The following is a 17,264-nucleotide window of genomic DNA, read 5'->3' on the forward strand; positions in this document are numbered from 1 at the left end:
TGGCCTTCGACCCTAGGATGAGCCTTTCTTGACGCGCGACGGTCAAACAGTGGCGATGGAAGCCCCGGGAACCGTTGCGGACAATTGAGGATGACCCATGAAAACGCTTGAGGAAATCAATGCCACCAGCTCGGAAAACCTGGCTGATCCATACCCATATTATGAACGGTTGAGGCGAGAGGCCCCGGTTTTCCGGGATCCCAAAACCGGCATTATTTCAGTTTCAACATATGATCTGGCCCTGGAGGTTAACAAGAAGCCCAAGGTTTTTTCCAGCAACTTCAGTGCACTTCTGAATTCGGGTGGGGCAGGGAATCTGAGCGACGAGGAAGAGGCCATCCTGTCCGAAGGAATGCGCCGCTGTGATACCATGCTGACGGCTGACCCGCCGGAGCATGCTCGCTATAAAAGGATTGCGATGCAGGCCCTGCCGCATACCCGGGTCATGGCCATGGCTCCCTATATCACAGAGGTCACCAATGACCTGATTGACACGTTTGTCGATGAAGGAAAAGTCGAATTCAAATCCCGGTTTGCCGAAATGCTGCCCGGTATTGTCATTGCCGATGCACTTGGGGTTCCACGGGAGGACATTCCGATGTTCCAGGGATGGGTTCGTGCTGCGATTCTCCGTCTCAATGGCAATGCGAGGCCGGAAGAACGTCCGGCTCTTGCCCGCAGTGAAATCGACATGCAGAAATATTTCCTGAAGGCCATGGCCGAGCGGCGGGACAATCCAGGTGATGATATCGTCTCGGACCTCATTCAGGCGTCGTTGTCAACCGGAGAGGGGGAACGTCCGCTCGAAGAACCGGAAATCTACTCCATTGTCCAGCAGATTTTCACGGCAGGCCAGGAAGCGACGGCCCATGCACTTACCTATGCCCTGGCGCAGTTGCTGTCGCATCCGGAGCAGTTGGAAGCTGTATTGGAAGATGATGAACTCATGGCCAATATGATTGAAGAAACGGTTCGGCACCTGTCCCCCTCGCACAACATGTGGCGGATCGTGAAGGAAGATACGGAGCTTGGCGGCGTTGCTCTGAAGGCAGGAGAACCGATGCTTGTGCGTTACGGTTCCGCCAATCGGGACGAAGGCAAGTTCGAAACCGCCGGACAATTCGATGTGCGACGGGAAAATGCCAAAAGCCATATCGCCTTTGGTGCCGGCGTGCATACATGTCTCGGCATGACCCTGGCACGGCTGGAAATGTTCACGGCACTTCCCATCATCCTGAAGCGTCTCAATAACCTGCGCTTTGCCGATCCGGACAAACCATTTGAATTTGCGGCCAGTCACATATTGCGGGGCGTGCAGTCGCTTGAACTGGTTTTCGACCCTGACTGAAACAGGGGCGACACGATCGAGAAAACACAAACATCAGATATGAATGCTCTGATGAGGAGAGGATGAAATGGTAGAGACGCTAACCGGAACAAACCGGTCGAACGGGATCGGCTACAATGAACTGCTGGATATGGACACGCATGATGTCCCTTCGAGATTTCGCGAAGACAGCCCCATGGAACCTGGTCCGACCATTGTTGATCCCGGCATTTACTATTCCCGCGACTTTTTCGATCTTGAAGTCGAACGGTTGTGGAAACGGGTATGGCAAATGGCGTGCCATGAGGATGATATTCCCAATGTCGGCGACAGCCTCGTCTATGACATTGCGGGTCTGTCTTTCATCATTGTCCGCACGACGGCCGATGAGATCAAGGCCTTTCCCAATGCCTGCCTGCATCGCGGCCGATCGCTGCTGACAGAAGATGCCAGGGGCTTGCATGAGTTTCGCTGTCCGTTTCATGGATGGGGCTGGAAGATTGACGGAACGCTGAAAGAAGTGCCCTGCCAATGGGATTTTCCCAGCGTCAGTGAAGAAACACACAGCTTGCCACCCGTAAAACTCGGGCGCTGGGGGGGCTGGGTATTCATCAACCCGGATGACAATGCCGAGCCGCTGGAAGAATTTCTTGGCGATATCGACCGGCATTTCGAGCCGATTCCCTTCGAACGCCGCTACAAATCCGTCCATGTTGCCAAGAAACTGCGGTGCAACTGGAAGGCGGCGCAGGAAGCATTCATGGAGGCCTATCATGTGGTTGCGACCCATCCGACCCTGCTCGACGTGATGGGTGATGCGAACAGCAAATATGATGTGTTCGGAAATTTGTCTCGCGCCATTTCACCCAATGGATTACTCAGTCCGCATGTCAATCCGGCAGTGGTGGCCGAACCGCTGGAAGGTGCCAAAACCTATAGCAAAGTCCGACATGCGCTATCCGGAAACATATATGAACGCCTCGAGGAAGGTCGCGTCAAAGTTACTGCCCGAAATGGCAAGACCGGCATATTCGATGAAGCAGCCCATCACCTGGAAGGTGAGCTGGATCATGCCGATATCCAGCTATGCAACTGGGTCGGCGGGGCGCTGGCCGAAGGGTGGGAGGACGAACCTGATCCCACCACCACTGGTCCTGTTCAGGAAAGGCGCAAGGCCGATGCCGATACCCAGCGCGAACAATGGCGTGAAACACTGGGCGATGAAGTGGACAAGATCAGTGACGCAGAATTTGTCGACACCATCTATTACAACCTGTTCCCCAACATCAGTCCCTGGGGTTGCTTCGACCCGATTTTCTATCGCTTCCGTCCGCATGGCGACAATCCGGAAGAGTGCATTCACGAAGTCATGCTGATGCTACCCGTTCCGGAGGGTGAGAAGCGGCCAGAACCAGCAGCAGTCCATTGGCTGGATTTCGACGATGACTATGTTGATGCTCCCGAATTGGGCATGCTCGCAAAAGTGTTCAATCAGGACGTCGTCAATCTGCCGCATGTGCAAAAGGGGATGCGATCAATCAAGTCGAAGGAAATCGTTTTTGCCAATTATGGCGAAACCAAAATCCGGCATTTTCACAAATTGCTCAAAGAGCAGCTATCGCGCTGAAAACATTAGTTTCCCGGGCATGGGTTTTAATCTGCCACATCAGCTTTCGGGATGAAGCTGCCATTCCGCTTGCGACTGAGCTGGGAAATCTCATTTCGCATTTGTTAACGCCCGCTTCGGGCGCAGAATTAGACATTTGCAGGAATCGAATTCCCGGCGAGCCAATTGCTTGTCGGCAAATGCAAAAAAAAGCCGGCTGGTGCACCCACCAGCCGGCTTTCCCGGACGAAAAGGTCAGCTTTTTACTCAGAACTCAAAGCGTACCTTCACTCCGCCCGAATGGGACTGGTAATCAGACGCGAAACGCCCCTGATATTCCGCGCCGATGCTCAACCCGTTCTTGTTGACGAGATTGAGGCCGGCTCCGAGGTCAAAGCGGGATTGAGAAGATTCTCCCGCAGTCAGTCGGAAGCTATCCAGTCCACCATTGAAACTGCCGTTCACACCGACACCGTCACCGATCAGGTCATAGCTGTAGGCAATATTGGCAAAAGGAACGACCGACAGGTCCTTCGATTCATCTGCCTTGCCGGCAATACGCAGACCCAGTGTCGCTTCCAGGAACTCGTTGCTGTCCGTGTCGAGTGTCAGCCCCAGACCACCGGTTTCGGTGAAGCTGTCCTGTGACAGGCTGGCATAGCGCAGTCCTGCCGATGGGGTCAGAGTGAAGCTGCCGGTTTCCAGTGCATATCCGGTCGACAGGCTTGCAATGACACCGTCTGCATCGGATTCACTGGTGATTGGAGCACCAACCGCCACACGGCTGCTTTCGACATCGTTGAACGAGTAACCCAGTTCCGCATTGACGAAAGCCGATCCGAAATCCAGGCCTGCATAGGCGGAGATCTGATAGCTGTTCACGTCACTCTGCGCACCAGCGAGGCCGTTGGCATCGATATCGATATCCGCATAGTTGAGCAGAACGCCCACAGTAGCTGTTTCACTCAGGCGCTTGTCGAGACCCAGGGTGAAGCCGATGGTGTCGGCATCATATCCCAGCGCGCTCAGGCTGTCCGCATCGCGGTCGGCATTGCGGTAGAAGATCTGACCCCAGATACCGGTTTCTTCTCCAGCCAGGCGGTCCGTCAGCAGGCTGCTGGCGAAACGCTGTGTCTCGAAAATTTCCCGGGCAATGCCATCATTGATAGCGGGCAGCACGGTCAGCGCAGTCGCTTCGAACTCTGCCGTGCTGGTTGCGGCATTCAATCCGTCAAACACAGCGCCGGGCAGACGTCCATTGGCAACAGCCGATGTGATCGCCGAGCCAAATCCGGAGATATTGGCATCTGCGGACACATTGGAGAGATCTGTCGCGGTTGGCGTAACCGTGATCGATCCCAGATCCACCTGGTAGTCGATCAGGAAATCATCGTCCGTCACATTCACCGTGACACCATTGTCCGTGAAGGTACCGGTCTCCGTCAGCACAGCGATCGGCGCATTCAGAACCAGATCAGCCGAAGTCTGGCTGGTCGTGATATTCACCGTGCTGCCGGCTGCGAAACTGGTATCGCCATCAACCGCAAGACTGTCGACGCCCAGATCGAAGGCGAGGGTGCCATCGACCGAAAGCGATCCTTCCAGGCTCCGTGCGCCGGAAACCGTGACAGATGCTGGGGTCGCGACATTGACAGCCACATTGCCTGTGACATCGCCTTCCAGCAGGCTGGTGCCACCGGCAAAGGTCAGATTATCAACCTGTGCCGAGCCGACAAAGTCGCCGGAGATCGCTCCGCCATTCTGGACAAAGTTCAGTCCGGAAAGTGCGGAAGAGGCGTCCACGGCAATCGGTCCCGTCAGAGTACCATTGTTGAGGAAGTCGCCGGTAAAGGCGATGTTTTCGATCAACAGGGCCGGACCGGTTTCCGAAGAAATCGTGGCATTGTTCACAATATCATCCGCCACCGTTACCGTGGTTCCCGCACCCGCGCCATTGAACAGACGCAGACCAGCAGAAGCACCGGAGGGCAGGGCATCGCCGCGACCGGCAATGGTTCCGCCATTAACCAGTGTGAAGCTGCGTACGTCACCGTCCGTTGTTCCCAGCTGGAATGACACACCCGACCCGGCAACCCCGGCGTCAATCGTACCGCTGTTGTTCAGCGCGAAATTATTGGCTGTGCCATCGGCATAGACGGTTCCATTGCGCTGCGCGCCGGTACCAAGAATGGAACCGGTATTGTTCACAACGAGTCCCGTGCCATCGATGTTCAGCGCGCGGCTGCCAGACGAGATCGTGCCCGCGTTGTTCACCACAGCGCCGGTGAAGTCTCCACCGCCAGCAGAGGTCGCGTTACCGAAGTACAAACCGTTCTGGACACCGGAGATGGTGCCGCCAGCCTGATTGTCGATCGTGCCACTGAAGGACACGCCATTGACAAACCGGATACCGGCCGTGGTTCCGCTGTCACCTTCGCTGTTGATCAGACCGCTATTGGTGATGTTGCCTGTGAACAAGCCTTCGGATGTGCCATCGAGAACACCCGCATTGCGCGTGCGTTCGAAGCGCAGGCCATCGCCAGCAGTGGCCAGACCGGCAGCAGCCGTACCGCGGCCCTGAACAGTGCCCGTATTGTTGATGTCGAAAGCGTTCCCGGCAGCCGAGAGCTCAACCGAGAAACCGGCGCCTTCATTGCCTGCGCCTGCATCAATTGTCCCATCATTGTTGAGGACAAAATCCTGTGCGGTGCTGTCGGCATAGACGGTCCCGTTGCGCTGGTTGTCGGTTCCGAGGATGGAACCCGTATTGTTCACCACAAGCCCCGTGCCATCGATGTTCAATGCACGGCTGCCGGAGGAGATGGTACCGGCATTGTTGACCACGGCACCGGTGAAATCACCGCCACCTGCTGGAGTGGCATTGCCGAAATACAGACCGTTCTGTACACCCGAAATGGTACCGCCTGCCTGATTGTCGATCGTACCGTTGAAGCTTACACCATTGACGAAACGGATACCGGAGGTCGTTCCGCTATCACCCTCGCTGTCGATCAGACCGCTATTGGTGATGTTGCCGGTGAACAGGCCGGAGGATGTGCCGTCGAGAACACCAGCATTCCGGGTCCGTTCGAGGCGCAGGCCATCGCCTGCGGTTGCCAAACCGGCAGCAGCGGTGCCGCGGCCCTGTACAGTGCCCGTGTTGTTGATGTCAAAGGCGTTGCCGGCTTCGCTCAGTTCCACCGAGAAACCCGCACCTTCATTGCCATCACCGGCATCGATTGTGCCGTCATTGTTGAGAACAAAATCCTGTGCCGTGCTGTCGGCATAGACGGTCCCGTTACGCTGGTTGCCTGTGCCCAGAATCTGGCCACCTTCGAGGTTGTTCACCACCAGCCCCGTCCCATCGATGTTCAGCGCGCGGCTGTCCGATGAAATCGTGCCAGCATTGTTGACTACAGCGCCGGTGAAATCTCCACCGCCAGCAGGCGTGGCGTTACCGAAATACAGACCGTTCTGGACACCGGAAATCGTGCCACCAGCCTGGTTGTCGATCGTGCCGCTGAAGCTGACACCATTGACGAACCGGATACCAGCGGCGGTACCGTTGGCCGCTTCGCTGTCAATTGTGCCGCTATTGGTAATGTTGCCAGTGAATAGACCGGCGGATGAACCATCGAGCGCGCCTGCATTGCGCGTGCGTTCGAAGCGCAGGCCGTCACCGGCTGTTGTCAGTCCAGCACCTGCATTGCCGCGGCCTTGCACCGTACCGGTATTGTTGATGTCAAAGGCGTTGCCGGCTGCACTCAGTTCTACCGAGAAACCGGCACCTTCCAGACCAGCGCCTGCATCGATTGTGCCGTCATTGTTGAGCACAAAGTCCTGTGCCGTGCTGTCAGCATAGACGGTCCCGTTACGCTGGTTGCCTGTGCCCAGAATCTGGCCACCTTCGAGGTTGTTCACAACCAGTCCGGTGCCATCGATGTTCAACGCACGGCTGTCCGACGAGATGGTACCAGCATTGTTGACAATACCGCCTGCATGATCGGCATCATTGCCGAAATAGAGGCCATTTTGCGCACCGGAAATGGTGCCGCCAGCCTGGTTTTCCAAAGTGCCTTGAAAGCCGATCCGGTTGGCGAAGCGAATGCCGGCCACCGTGCCCTGGTTGGATTCGGAAGCAATGGTTCCGCTATTGGTAATGTTGCCATCATAGACATAGGCCGGAGCGAGACCGGGGCCAAAAAATCGCAGGCCATCGCCGGCAGTTCCGCCAGTAGGTGCGGCCTGTCCGCGACCCTGAACAATTCCCGCATTGACGATGGATCCGCTGCGAGCGGCACCGCCGCCGCCAATTTCAATGGCAATAGCGGCGCCTTCTACGCCAGCATCGATCAGGCCGGTTGCACTGTTGTTGATCGCGATATTGTTGGATGTCCGATTGGCATAAACCGCGCCATTGCGCTGACTGCCGGTTCCGCGGATGACACCGTCATTATTGAGCGTGGCATCGCTGCCGTCAAAATTCACCACGCGCGAGTCAGCTTCCAGAACGCCTGTTGCCGCATTGTTGATGATCGCACCGGTGGTGCCCGTGTTGACCTGGACGGTCTGGGTGACGCCCGTTGTCCGGAGTGTGCCAGCATTGTCGAGCGTGACATCAGTATTGTTCACGATCACGACGGGTGCGCCGTCAACGATGCTTGTTACACCGGGGGCGGCAGTGATGGATTCACCATCTGCGGCACTGGTTACGGTTATGTTGTCACCGTCATTGATAATTTGCTGGGCATGAGCCTGAGCTGACGTCAGCAGGGCAATTGTTGACGATGCAACAAGCAGTTTTTTCGACATCGAGCGTGCCGAACCAATGGGGGATTTAGTCATGATTTACACCTTCCTCTTTGCGGGAATAATGGTCCCGCGACACGACAGGTTCTGAGCGCCGTGCCTTCTGGGACGGAGTGATATGTTGGGGAGTTCAGCTTGTATAATATAAGCTATTGATGGTGATCATAAGTAAATATTATCGCATAAAATATTGAAAAATATATATAAATGCGTAAAGCCCGCTCGGCGTACGAGCAGGCGCAAAGAGAGCTTGTAGAAGCTGTGTCTGAGACGGCAATCTTACATGACCGCTGTTACGCCAGATGGTGGATCGGACCGAATCTTGTCGCAAAGTGCCATCAGAATATGTTCACGCGGGCACCCTTTGCGGGAAAGAAAACCGATCGTCCGGCCGTAGCCTGGATCATCAATCTCCACCATGCGAATGTCGGGATTCGCCGCGCCCAGAAAATCTCGCGACAGCGCCGGCAGCAACGTCGATCCAAATCCCTGAGTAATATAATGTGTCGCCGTGAGAAGACTTGTCGCGGCCAGATCTTCGGGCATGTCGATGCCCACATTCTTGTCGTCGCACAACCGCAATGTGTCCTCACGCAGGCAGTGATCTTCGTCCAGCAAGATCAGCTCTTCTGAAATGATTTCGCTTGCATCAATCCGGCTCCGGTTGGCCAGCCGGTGATTTTTTGAAACGGCCAGCAAAAGAGACTCGCGAAACACGGGGGTGAAATTCGCAGACGGATGGTCCACCGGTCCGCTGACCATTGCGATATCAATGCGGCGATTCTGCAATTCGGAAATCAGTTTTCGCGTCGGAGTTTCGCGGAAAACCATATCCATTTCTCTGCTGAGGCTTTTCACCGTACCGGCAACATAGGGTACGATGAATGGAGCCAGAGTAGGAAAGATCCCGATTTTCAGTGGAACTGACAATGGATCCCGATATTCTGCTGCATAATCCTTGATCTGTCTGGCAGACTTCAACATGTCCTTCGCAGTTTCAATGATCCGGTGTCCGGCTTCGGTTGCGATGACCTTCTGGTTATTCCGGGCGAAAATCTCCACGCCCAGCCGTTCTTCCAGTTTCTTCACCTGTGCGGACAAGGCCGGTTGCGAAACATTGCAGGCTTCCGCGGCCCGACCGAAGTTCAGATATCGGTCGATCGCGGTGATGTATTCCAGATCACGCAATTTCATGCAGACTCTCCTCAGACACCACCAGTTCGCGAGCCAGCGCAACAAAGTTACAATGCCTGATAAATCAATCGGAGAATCGCGTTTTGTGGCCAGTCTGATAACAGCCAAAATTGTGTCATTTCCTTTCCACTATGAAACTGTTTCTAATGTCCGCTTTCGGGATAAAGCGGCCTGTCTTGTTCTGTTTTAGTCTTGAGATTTCGTGCCCTTTGCCGGGGCTTTATCGAACATAATCCTCATAGCTGCGCGATAGGCGTTCCCGAGATCGGCAGCATGGGTGCCGCCAGGAATGTCGACGAACCTTGTATCCCAGGGAAAATCGTCTCGAGAGGCAATTCGATCCCGCCAGGCAAGCGCGGTTCCCCGCAGATAGTCGCGATCACGCGAGCCCGAAGTGACAATCAAATAGCCATCACGCTGCATATTCGGTGGGGGCAAGTCCATACCGAACAGGAGTTTGGTATCTGGCTCGCGGCCAGGGTTGCTGGCAATATGCCCCCAAAAGAGACCCGGTTTCAGCCAGGCTGCCTGTAGAACCGCACTACCTCCTCGACTCTGCCCCACGATGATGCGCCGGGCAGGATCAGTTCGGAACCGTCCCTCAATGCGCGGAATCAACTCGCCTTCCAGCATGGAGAGAAACTGCGGTGCTCCACCTGGCTTGCCTTCATCCGAAGCCATCCGAAAATCAATATGTCGCATGTTCACGCCAGGCTTGAATCCACCATAGGCAATGCCAACTATAATCGCCTCAGGCATTTGATCGTCGTAATGCATAAATAGATGCAATGGAGCGAGCATTGGAAATGTTGAGTCGCCATCGAGCAGATAGACGACCGGGTAGCTTTGTTTGGGATTGCTTTCATATCCTTCCGGTAGCCGAACGTAGATGTGAAATGTTCGGCCGACTTTTTCCGAAGACAACGCGAAATAGTCGCCTGCAAGAGCAGGCAAATGTGCGATTGAACCAACCTTCCTTTCAACCTGTTGTGCACTCGTTGGAGAAGCCACAGCGAGCAATCCGAAGGCCACAAGTCGGCAAAGGTCGCTTGCAAGGGAATTTGTCATTCCATCAGCCTACTCAAAACAACTCAGCCAAGCCAGAAAATCTGTTATTGGGCCGGCCTATCCATAATGTCCGCTTTCGGGATGTAGCTGCCGTAACTCAGCGAACTAGAACTTCCTTCTTGGAAGCTTCGCCAGCAATTGCTCAATGCCTCGCATCTCCTTTAGAATTCGGATAGTCTTACCGTCTTTGAAGCTCAGCCGATACAATCCCAGCAAATCATTTTTGGTAACGTTGCGAATGTCCCCAAACGGAACAGTACGAGTTGAACCGAATACACGCACAATTTTTAGTTGGTTACCTTTCCACAAGACTGATTTGGCGTAACTGGACCAAGCCAAGTAGATTGTGCACAGCCCAAAAACCAAAAACAATGCCAGCGCATAGAGCATTTGCATTTCGGCATCCGCCCGTGATGACCCGACAAACAGCCAAATATGTCCGAAGAAGGCACTCATCCCCGCCGAACCTATCAATGTGCCATTGATCAACCAGCCGGTCTGCAGCGTTTTCCATCCCTCTGTATCTGATTTTACCGGCCTACGCGTTTTGGTGGATATGGCGGTAATAGCGATCGCCATCGCAGCCCCAACAAGACCACTCACCAAGGCGCTCATTGATTTCCAGTCTGTCTCATGGATTGATAGTAGAGTAGGTGTATTCAAATTTCAAAGCTAACATCAAATTCCTAATGTCCTCTTTCGGGATTAAGCTGTCATGACTGCTAAGAGCGCAAAAGCGGACGTTAGAAAACGCCCCTCACCTCGGTTCAAAACACTGGCAGATTTAGCGATTGTACCAAATCCAATTTGCATTATGTTCCAATATGTTGGTTAGGGGCGGCTTTTTGGATTCAGCAGAGCAGCAAGATAAACTCACTGGATCTGGTGGGTCGGCGCAGGCTGTACTTTTTGGGCGTTTTCAGTTTACCGCTCAGGATGGCTCAGAAGTTTCGATCTCCAATCGCCGTGCGCGCGCCTTGTTGGCAATGCTTTGCCTGGCACCGGATGAACCGATTGACCGCGATCATTTGAGCAAGCTTTTGTGGCCGGGCCGGTTTGAAGCACAGGCTCGGGCAAGCTTGCGACAGTGTTTGCTGGACTTGGGCAAAGTGCTGACATCGGCCGACTGTAACCTTCTGGATGTTTCGCGATCACGGATCAGCCTTAAACCTGAAACAGTCCGAACCGACCTTTCTGAACTGCATGTTTGCCTGGCTGACGGTGACTGCCGCGAAGCGACCGATAGACTGAATTCCATCGGAGCCAAATCCTTATTGGATCAGATGAATTTTGGCGAGGCATTTGAAGGCTGGCTGGCAGGGCATCGCTATCAGGCAGAGCAGCGTTTGCAGACTGCGATTGCAACGGCATTATCAGAGCTGGAGAAACGGGATAATCTGACGGAACATGCCAGCTTGCTCAACGCCTGGTCGGTGCGATCACCAGTCTCCCAAACCATATCGGACCGGAAGCATGGCAAGGCCCGGATTGCCGTGCTGCCATTTATATCAATCGCCAACCCGGATGATCACGGATTTTTTGCCGATGGTGTTGTTGACGAACTGATCACAAGTCTGGGGCAAGTGCCACAGCTCCTTGTTGCTGGTCGAACCTCATCCTTTCAGTTTAAAGATTCGGATAAAACACCATCAGAAATTGCTGATGCGCTTAATGTATCTCATCTTCTGGAAGGCTCGGTTCACCGGCAGGAAGAACAGGTTCGTGTTGCTGTCAGTCTGGTTGATGCGGATAGTGGCTTTGAATCATGGGCCTATAGCTATGACGGGAGTCTCGACGATATGTTCGCCGCCCGGGCAGAAGTTGTAGAGGCGGTAACAAACGGGCTGAGTGATGCGCTCAAACTGAGAGAGCATGAAACCAAACCTCGCAAGCTGACGAGCAATAGGGAAGCTTATGGGCTTTATCTGCAAGGCCGGGCGCTAACCATCAGGGCCATCGGAGAAGGGGTACTACCAACGGCGATTGAATTGCTCGAAAAGGCCTTGGCGGTCGATCCCGAATTTGCGGAATGCTGGACAGCGCTGGCCGAAGCAGAGATTAACATGACGGTCTACACGCCTTGTCTGGACAGATTGGAGCGATGCGAAAAAGCTGCCGGATATGCAAAGAAAGCGCTCAGCCTGTCGCCCCAGCAGGCGCATGCCCGTATCGTGCTTGCCTTTTATGCGTGGACGCAAAATAATATTGTCGGTGCGCTTGACCTGGCTTTCGAGGCTTACCGGCTGGAACCCAATAATCCCGATGTTCTAAACCGTGTCGGTTCTTTCCTGCTCTATTGCGGGCGCTCCCGGGACGCCTTGCCGTATATTGAAGCCAGCATAGATCAAGACCCGGTAAATGGCCGTAATTACGCTATACTTTCAGGCGTGTATCTCAACCTTGGTAATGTTGATGCCGCCATTGAGGCGGGGCAGAGGATGGTCGATCTTGGTTTTCCATCTCTGTGGCTCGCAGCCGCGTTGGCAGTATCGGGCGACAATGATGCTGCGGTGGAAACCTATCAGCTAACAAAGAAGTTGATGAACACCGTAATATTTCCACCGGCGGGCAGTGCACCGCTCGACCCAGACGCCATGGATGCCTATTGGCTGATGGCTGCGAAGGGGCTTTGGAGCGGTGAAGAACAGGACCGCAAAAATTATTGCATGGTGTTGGAAATGCTCCACACGACACTGCACGATCCCTATGATACCACGATCACAATACCGGCGATCTGGATGGGCCAGGCGCAGATGGTCTTCAAAACCCTTGGTCAGCAGATAACTACTGCTAATTTCTTCTCTTTCATGTCGCTCTGGACCGACGCAGAGCCGATAAACCAGGTTCGATTGCATCCGGACTTTATGGATTTCGCCGAACGAATTGGAATGGTTGCGGCTTGGGAAAAATATGGCTGGCCCGACCTTCCCGTAGGGCGATCTGACGTCAATTGAGAAATTATTGACGCTTTTTTGACGGTAGCGCCGTTGACGCGATGTTACATTTGGATCCAATAACAACGCACTGAAATTGCAGACAAGTTGAACCCTTTTAGGCGGCTCGGGAATCCTCCCGTTCCGTTGACAGGAGAGCTTTGCCTGCTGGATGCGGGGGAAGAAATGGAGCAAGCTGCCAAACTGCCGGTTGGGCCGGCCCTTCCTTCACTTTCCCAAAGCAAGCCGGCGCGCCTCATCGTTGTGGCAATTCTTTATCTCATGCAAGGCGTACCCGTCGGACTGACGACCGTAGGCATTTCGGCCTGGCTCGCGGCCAATGGTGCAACTCCCGTGGAAGTGGGCGTATTCATTGGTACAGCTCTGCTACCCTGGTCATTGAAGCTCGTGAACGGCCTGTTGATGGACCGTTTTACCTTCAAACCCATGGGCCGCCGCCGCGTCTGGATTATCGCTGCACAAGCCATGATGGCAATCGTCTTGCTGGTTATGGCGATAGATGCGCCAACAGTTGAACAGATCGGGCTGTTGGCCGGATATTGTTTTGCCCTCAACCTCTGCGCCACCTTTAATGATGTGGCGGTTGACGGGATGGTGGTCGACATTGTTCCCGATGATGAGCGTACACTCGTGAATGGCCTGATGTACGCTTCCCAATCGGTAGGAATAGCCGGAGCCAGTTTCGTGGCTGGACAATTACTTGTTGCGGGCGACATCGCATCGACAACGCTGGCCTTTGCGGCTTTTGTAGCAATTGTCTCATCCGTGGTTGTGCTGATCCGCGAGCGCCCCGGCGAGCGTTTGTTGCCATGGAGCAAAGGTGCGGCTTCCCGCGAATGTGAGGAACGGCAGCACAGCGCCTGGCTTCCGATCATTGTCGGATTGTTCCGGTCGATTGCCTCGCCGCTAATCCTGGTGTTCCTTCTGTGCTTGGCCCTGGCGCAAGTGACCTGGTCATTTATTGACGCCGTCAGTCCGACGCTAACCATCCAGCATCTCGGCTGGGGAAGCGATCACTATTCCAGTTTTTCAGCGATCGTCAGTTTGATCGCCGCCCTTGCTGCGGGAGTCTTGTCCCCGCTGATCGTGCGTTTCACCGGCCTGCGCAAAGCGATCATCATTCTGTTCCTCCTGTCGGGTGTCAGCGCGGCGATTGGCGGAGCGACATTCGATAATTGGGAAGACGACCGGATCTTCATTGCCATTTTCATCACTCAATATGTCGTGGCCCTTCTGCTGATGATCCTGATGATCGTTTGGGCGATGCGCATTTGCAGCCCGGCCGTGGCCGCCAGCCAGTTTGCCCTGTTCATGGCAGTGCCGAATCTGGGCCGGGCACTGATGTCCGGCAATTCCGGTTGGCTGGTCCAAAGCGGCGGCTACGCCATGACCTATTACGCAGTCGCCACGATCACGCTGGTCGCCCTTGCATTATGCCTGCTGGCCAAAGTGGGAAATCCCGAGGCGGTGCCGGAAATGGGCCGCAACCAACAAGTTTAACAACGAAGGAGAAGAAGAATGAAAATGATTACACAAATGAAAATGGCTGCTGCAGCCATTCTGGTAACCGCCCCAATGGCATTGCCAACTGCTGTGTCGGCACAGGAATTCCCGCTTGTAGCCGGAGAATATTCCAATGTCAGCGGTATTTACATCAAAGACGGTGGAGCATTTAAATATGCGACCCATCTCGCAGGTCAGTGGACCAAAGTTCAGGAGTTTGCCAAGTCCCAGGGCTGGATCAGCGACTATAAGATTCTCATCAACGAGAACCCGCGTGATGGCGAGCCGACACTTTATCTTATGACGACCTTTGCCAGTATACCGGATGCAGCTGAATCCGAGCGGCGAAACAAGGCATATGATGCCTTCATGAAATCGTCTGCCGAACAGCAGATCACAGAATCCGGCAATCGTGCGGAATACCGGACCGTGAAGAGCAGCATCCTCTTGCGCGAATATACGGTTCGATAGGTCGCCCTTAGGTCTTTTCGAAAACACGCGCAAGCGAACCATCCGGCGGGTGCAATTGCGACCCGTCATCCGCCGGGTGCTTTCTCTCAACCAGCTGACATGATCCCTATGATATGAGCAATATCGAACTCCTCGCGCATGATTTTTCTGCCCTGATCCGGTCTGGCAAAGCCATTATTGCAGCGGAGAAATACTGGGCCAGTGATATTGTCAGCATTGAGCCTGAGGCCACGACAGAACATGCTCCAGCGATCGTTACGGGATTTTATGCGGCACGAGAAAAATTGACGGGCTGGCTCAGTCACAGCGCGATGGAGGAACTCAGCATCGATGGCCCGTTCATTACCGGAAATCGCTTTGCACTGTTCATCGACATGCTGATCAAACGCCGTGCCACCGGTGAGTGCCAACCATTTAGCGAGATCGCCATTTACACCGTCCGAGACGGGAAGATCATCGAGGAACGGTACTTTTATGACTGAAGCAAGACTGGCGCTGCCGTCATCACTTTTTCAGCTGCCCGCATTTGCCGACAGCCCGAAACTCCGATTGCTCATGGGTGCGCTGCTTTATCTGGCGCAAGGCTTTCCGCAGGGCATCTTTTTCGCAGCCATCCCCACGTGGCTCGCTGCCAATGGCCAATCGACCGCAGTCGTCGCATCAGCAGTCGCTGCCGCCAGTCTGCCATGGAGCCTGAAGTTCCTCGCTGGCCTGTTCATGGACCGCTATACTTGGCGGCCTATGGGTCGACGGCGCCCCTGGCTGATCGGTTCGCAAGCGGGCATTGTCGCCACTTTGGTGATGGCCGCAGCCCTCTCTCCCTCAGCCAGCGACACCGCAGTCGTGATCGGCATGATTTTTGCGCTGTCCGTTCTCACCGCGGTGCAGGATGTCGCCCTTGACGCGCTGGTAGTCGATCTTACGCCCGAGGGGGAAATGGGCCGCATGAACGGCTTCATGTTTGGCGGGAAGGTGCTCGGCATCGCCGGCGGTTCGGCGATCACCAGCTACTTGTTGCAATATTACGGGTTCTCTTTCTCCATGCTGGGTATGATCGGATTCTTTGCGCTTCCAGCGCTTTCGATTGTTCTGGTTCGGGAACGCAAGGGCGAAAAACTGCTCCCTTGGACGAGCGGCGCTGTTGCGGAGGATGCAAAGACAGTCATTCCCGAAAATTGGTTCGCAATACTTGTCGCAGCTTTTCGCAATCTGTTCCGGCGTCAGACCCTCTTGGTGGCGATCCTATTGCTGACCTACGGCGTGCATCAGAATCTCAACGACACAACCGGCAGTCTCTTTGCAATCCGGCAAATGGGCTGGAGCCAGTCGCAGTTCACTTCGATGCTTGCCCTCTCCAACATTGTCATGGGTCTGTTCTGTCTGACCGTAGGTGGCTGGATTGTTGACCGTTTCGGACCGGGGCCGATCGCCTTCTGGTCTGGCGCGGCGGCGCTGCCAATCATGATGGGATATCTGGTTGACGAGGCGCTTTGGCAGTCGGACAGCCTGTATATCGCCTGGTACTTCACGAAAAATGTCCCGCTGTTCCTGTTCTACCTCGCCAATCTGGTGCTGGCCATGCGGGTCGCGACCCCCGAGGTGGCTGCGACATCCCTTTCTGTGCTGTTTTCGATCACGACCATCGGGTTTGTCATCGCCTCAGCGATTCTTCCAACTCTTGAGAATATCGGGGGCTTTCAGGCGATGTTTGGCGCAAGCGCGGTGCTCGTTTTTGTCGCAGGATTGATCTCACTGCTGCTCAGCAAAGAAGTCCGACAAGCGGCCAAGACCGATCCATCCGCGAATTGAAGATTTGCAAATCGGGCCACTCCAAAACGTGTCACCAAATTGCCATGGATCATGCAGATAGCATCGCAAGCATGGCTGTATTTCACCTCATATTCAGCGGTTCAGTCTCGCATTTTCTTATGTCCGCTTCATCCCGAAAGCGGACGTTAGGACCGGTCAGAAATACTAGTGATAACTGGAGGCTTCGCGCGAACCGATTGTCGACAGATCAGGTTCTGGAAGTCTTTTCTGAACCAGGTGCGCACGTCCGCCCTGCTTGCCGTCAATCATCAGTAACCGGATGACATCGCCACGCGCTTGAGCGGCACGCATAGCAGCGGGACCAGTTCCCAGATCAACGGGTTCGAAACCCAGTTCTCGCAGCAACTGCGAAACGATTGCCTCTGAAGGATGTTGTCGTAGCGAGTTATTGTTACATTTGGAGGGTCATCAGAGCCCGCGATCATATGAATCGACAACCAGAGCGTATCGCTTGGCAGAATATGGTCCGGCCTGTTTTTCGAGTCCGTGTCATCCAAATATC

Annotated in this window: 12 protein-coding genes; 7 read left to right on the forward strand and 5 right to left on the reverse strand. The window is 54.6% G+C overall.

Features of this window, described 5'->3' with window-relative positions; translation table 11 throughout:
• Positions 1–97: 97 nt before the first annotated feature.
• Together BUQ90_RS07410 and BUQ90_RS07415 are read left to right on the forward strand one after the other, a co-directional pair.
• Positions 98–1,348: a cytochrome P450 gene (locus BUQ90_RS07410; protein ID WP_074204386.1), complete on the forward strand. Its 1,251-nt coding sequence runs from the start codon at positions 98–100 to the stop codon at positions 1,346–1,348.
• A 67-nt stretch (positions 1,349–1,415) separates the two neighbouring features.
• Positions 1,416–2,954 carry an aromatic ring-hydroxylating oxygenase subunit alpha gene (locus tag BUQ90_RS07415; protein ID WP_074204387.1) on the forward strand — a complete coding sequence of 513 codons (1,539 nt, stop codon included), beginning with the start codon at positions 1,416–1,418 and terminating at the stop codon, positions 2,952–2,954.
• 246 nt (positions 2,955–3,200) lie between these two features.
• On the opposite strand, the gene BUQ90_RS07420 is transcribed toward BUQ90_RS07415, so the two are convergent.
• The 4 genes from BUQ90_RS07420 to BUQ90_RS07435 all read right to left on the reverse strand — a co-directional run bounded on the left by BUQ90_RS07420 (position 3,201) and on the right by BUQ90_RS07435 (position 10,619).
• On the reverse strand, positions 3,201–7,778 hold the full coding sequence (locus BUQ90_RS07420) for an autotransporter outer membrane beta-barrel domain-containing protein (RefSeq protein ID WP_084192546.1): 4,578 nt from the start codon (positions 7,776–7,778) through the stop codon (positions 3,201–3,203).
• A gap of 243 nt (positions 7,779–8,021) precedes the next feature.
• On the reverse strand, positions 8,022–8,936 hold the full coding sequence (locus BUQ90_RS07425; RefSeq protein ID WP_074204389.1) for a LysR substrate-binding domain-containing protein: 915 nt from the start codon (positions 8,934–8,936) through the stop codon (positions 8,022–8,024).
• 186 nt (positions 8,937–9,122) lie between these two features.
• Complete coding sequence (locus BUQ90_RS07430) at positions 9,123–10,004, reverse strand: alpha/beta hydrolase (protein WP_074204390.1); 882 nt, start codon at positions 10,002–10,004, stop codon at positions 9,123–9,125.
• 105 nt (positions 10,005–10,109) lie between these two features.
• The gene (locus tag BUQ90_RS07435; protein WP_074204391.1) at positions 10,110–10,619 is read right to left on the reverse strand and encodes a hypothetical protein; all 510 of its coding nucleotides are present in this window, start codon (positions 10,617–10,619) and stop codon (positions 10,110–10,112) included.
• 230 nt (positions 10,620–10,849) lie between these two features.
• Between BUQ90_RS07435 and BUQ90_RS07440 the strand changes: the two genes are divergently transcribed.
• From BUQ90_RS07440 to BUQ90_RS07460, 5 genes are all read left to right on the forward strand, one after another.
• A complete protein-coding gene (locus BUQ90_RS07440) occupies positions 10,850–12,958 on the forward strand; it encodes a tetratricopeptide repeat protein (protein WP_159437054.1) in 2,109 nt (702 codons plus the stop codon).
• 165 nt (positions 12,959–13,123) lie between these two features.
• Positions 13,124–14,458 (forward strand): MFS transporter, encoded by a 1,335-nt coding sequence (locus BUQ90_RS07445; RefSeq protein ID WP_074204393.1) that lies wholly within the window; start codon positions 13,124–13,126, stop codon positions 14,456–14,458.
• Positions 14,459–14,476: 18 nt separating this feature from the next.
• Positions 14,477–14,932 (forward strand): hypothetical protein, encoded by a 456-nt coding sequence (locus tag BUQ90_RS07450; RefSeq protein WP_239447367.1) that lies wholly within the window; start codon positions 14,477–14,479, stop codon positions 14,930–14,932.
• A gap of 113 nt (positions 14,933–15,045) precedes the next feature.
• Entirely contained in the window at positions 15,046–15,414 is a 369-nt protein-coding gene (locus BUQ90_RS07455; RefSeq protein WP_074204394.1) for a nuclear transport factor 2 family protein, read from the forward strand.
• Entirely contained in the window at positions 15,407–16,741 is a 1,335-nt protein-coding gene (locus BUQ90_RS07460; protein WP_074204395.1) for an MFS transporter, read from the forward strand. Before BUQ90_RS07455 ends, BUQ90_RS07460 begins: the two co-directional genes overlap by 8 nt.
• 165 nt (positions 16,742–16,906) lie before the next feature.
• On the opposite strand, the gene BUQ90_RS17675 is transcribed toward BUQ90_RS07460, so the two are convergent.
• Positions 16,907–17,053, reverse strand: coding sequence for a hypothetical protein (locus BUQ90_RS17675; protein WP_159437056.1), 147 nt, complete (start codon positions 17,051–17,053; stop codon positions 16,907–16,909).
• Between the last annotated feature and the right edge of the window lie 211 nt (positions 17,054–17,264).

The organism is Parasphingorhabdus marina DSM 22363, assembly GCF_900128895.1.
Taxonomy (GTDB): Bacteria; Pseudomonadota; Alphaproteobacteria; order Sphingomonadales; family Sphingomonadaceae; genus Parasphingorhabdus; species Parasphingorhabdus marina.

What these genes read in the sequence shown, in the direction of transcription:
- BUQ90_RS07410 (WP_074204386.1), top strand. Translation starts at nt 98, where the DNA reads ATGAAAACGCTTGAGGAAATCAATGCCACCAGCTCGGAAAACCTGGCT.
- BUQ90_RS07415 (WP_074204387.1), top strand. Translation starts at nt 1,416, where the DNA reads ATGGTAGAGACGCTAACCGGAACAAACCGGTCGAACGGGATCGGCTAC.
- BUQ90_RS07420 (WP_084192546.1), bottom strand. Translation starts at nt 7,778, where the DNA reads ATGACTAAATCCCCCATTGGTTCGGCACGCTCGATGTCGAAAAAACTG.
- BUQ90_RS07425 (WP_074204389.1), bottom strand. Translation starts at nt 8,936, where the DNA reads ATGAAATTGCGTGATCTGGAATACATCACCGCGATCGACCGATATCTG.
- BUQ90_RS07430 (WP_074204390.1), bottom strand. Translation starts at nt 10,004, where the DNA reads ATGACAAATTCCCTTGCAAGCGACCTTTGCCGACTTGTGGCCTTCGGA.
- BUQ90_RS07435 (WP_074204391.1), bottom strand. Translation starts at nt 10,619, where the DNA reads ATGAGCGCCTTGGTGAGTGGTCTTGTTGGGGCTGCGATGGCGATCGCT.
- BUQ90_RS07445 (WP_074204393.1), top strand. Translation starts at nt 13,124, where the DNA reads ATGGAGCAAGCTGCCAAACTGCCGGTTGGGCCGGCCCTTCCTTCACTT.
- BUQ90_RS07450 (WP_239447367.1), top strand. Translation starts at nt 14,477, where the DNA reads ATGAAAATGATTACACAAATGAAAATGGCTGCTGCAGCCATTCTGGTA.
- BUQ90_RS07455 (WP_074204394.1), top strand. Translation starts at nt 15,046, where the DNA reads ATGAGCAATATCGAACTCCTCGCGCATGATTTTTCTGCCCTGATCCGG.
- BUQ90_RS07460 (WP_074204395.1), top strand. Translation starts at nt 15,407, where the DNA reads ATGACTGAAGCAAGACTGGCGCTGCCGTCATCACTTTTTCAGCTGCCC.
- BUQ90_RS17675 (WP_159437056.1), bottom strand. Translation starts at nt 17,053, where the DNA reads ATGCGTGCCGCTCAAGCGCGTGGCGATGTCATCCGGTTACTGATGATT.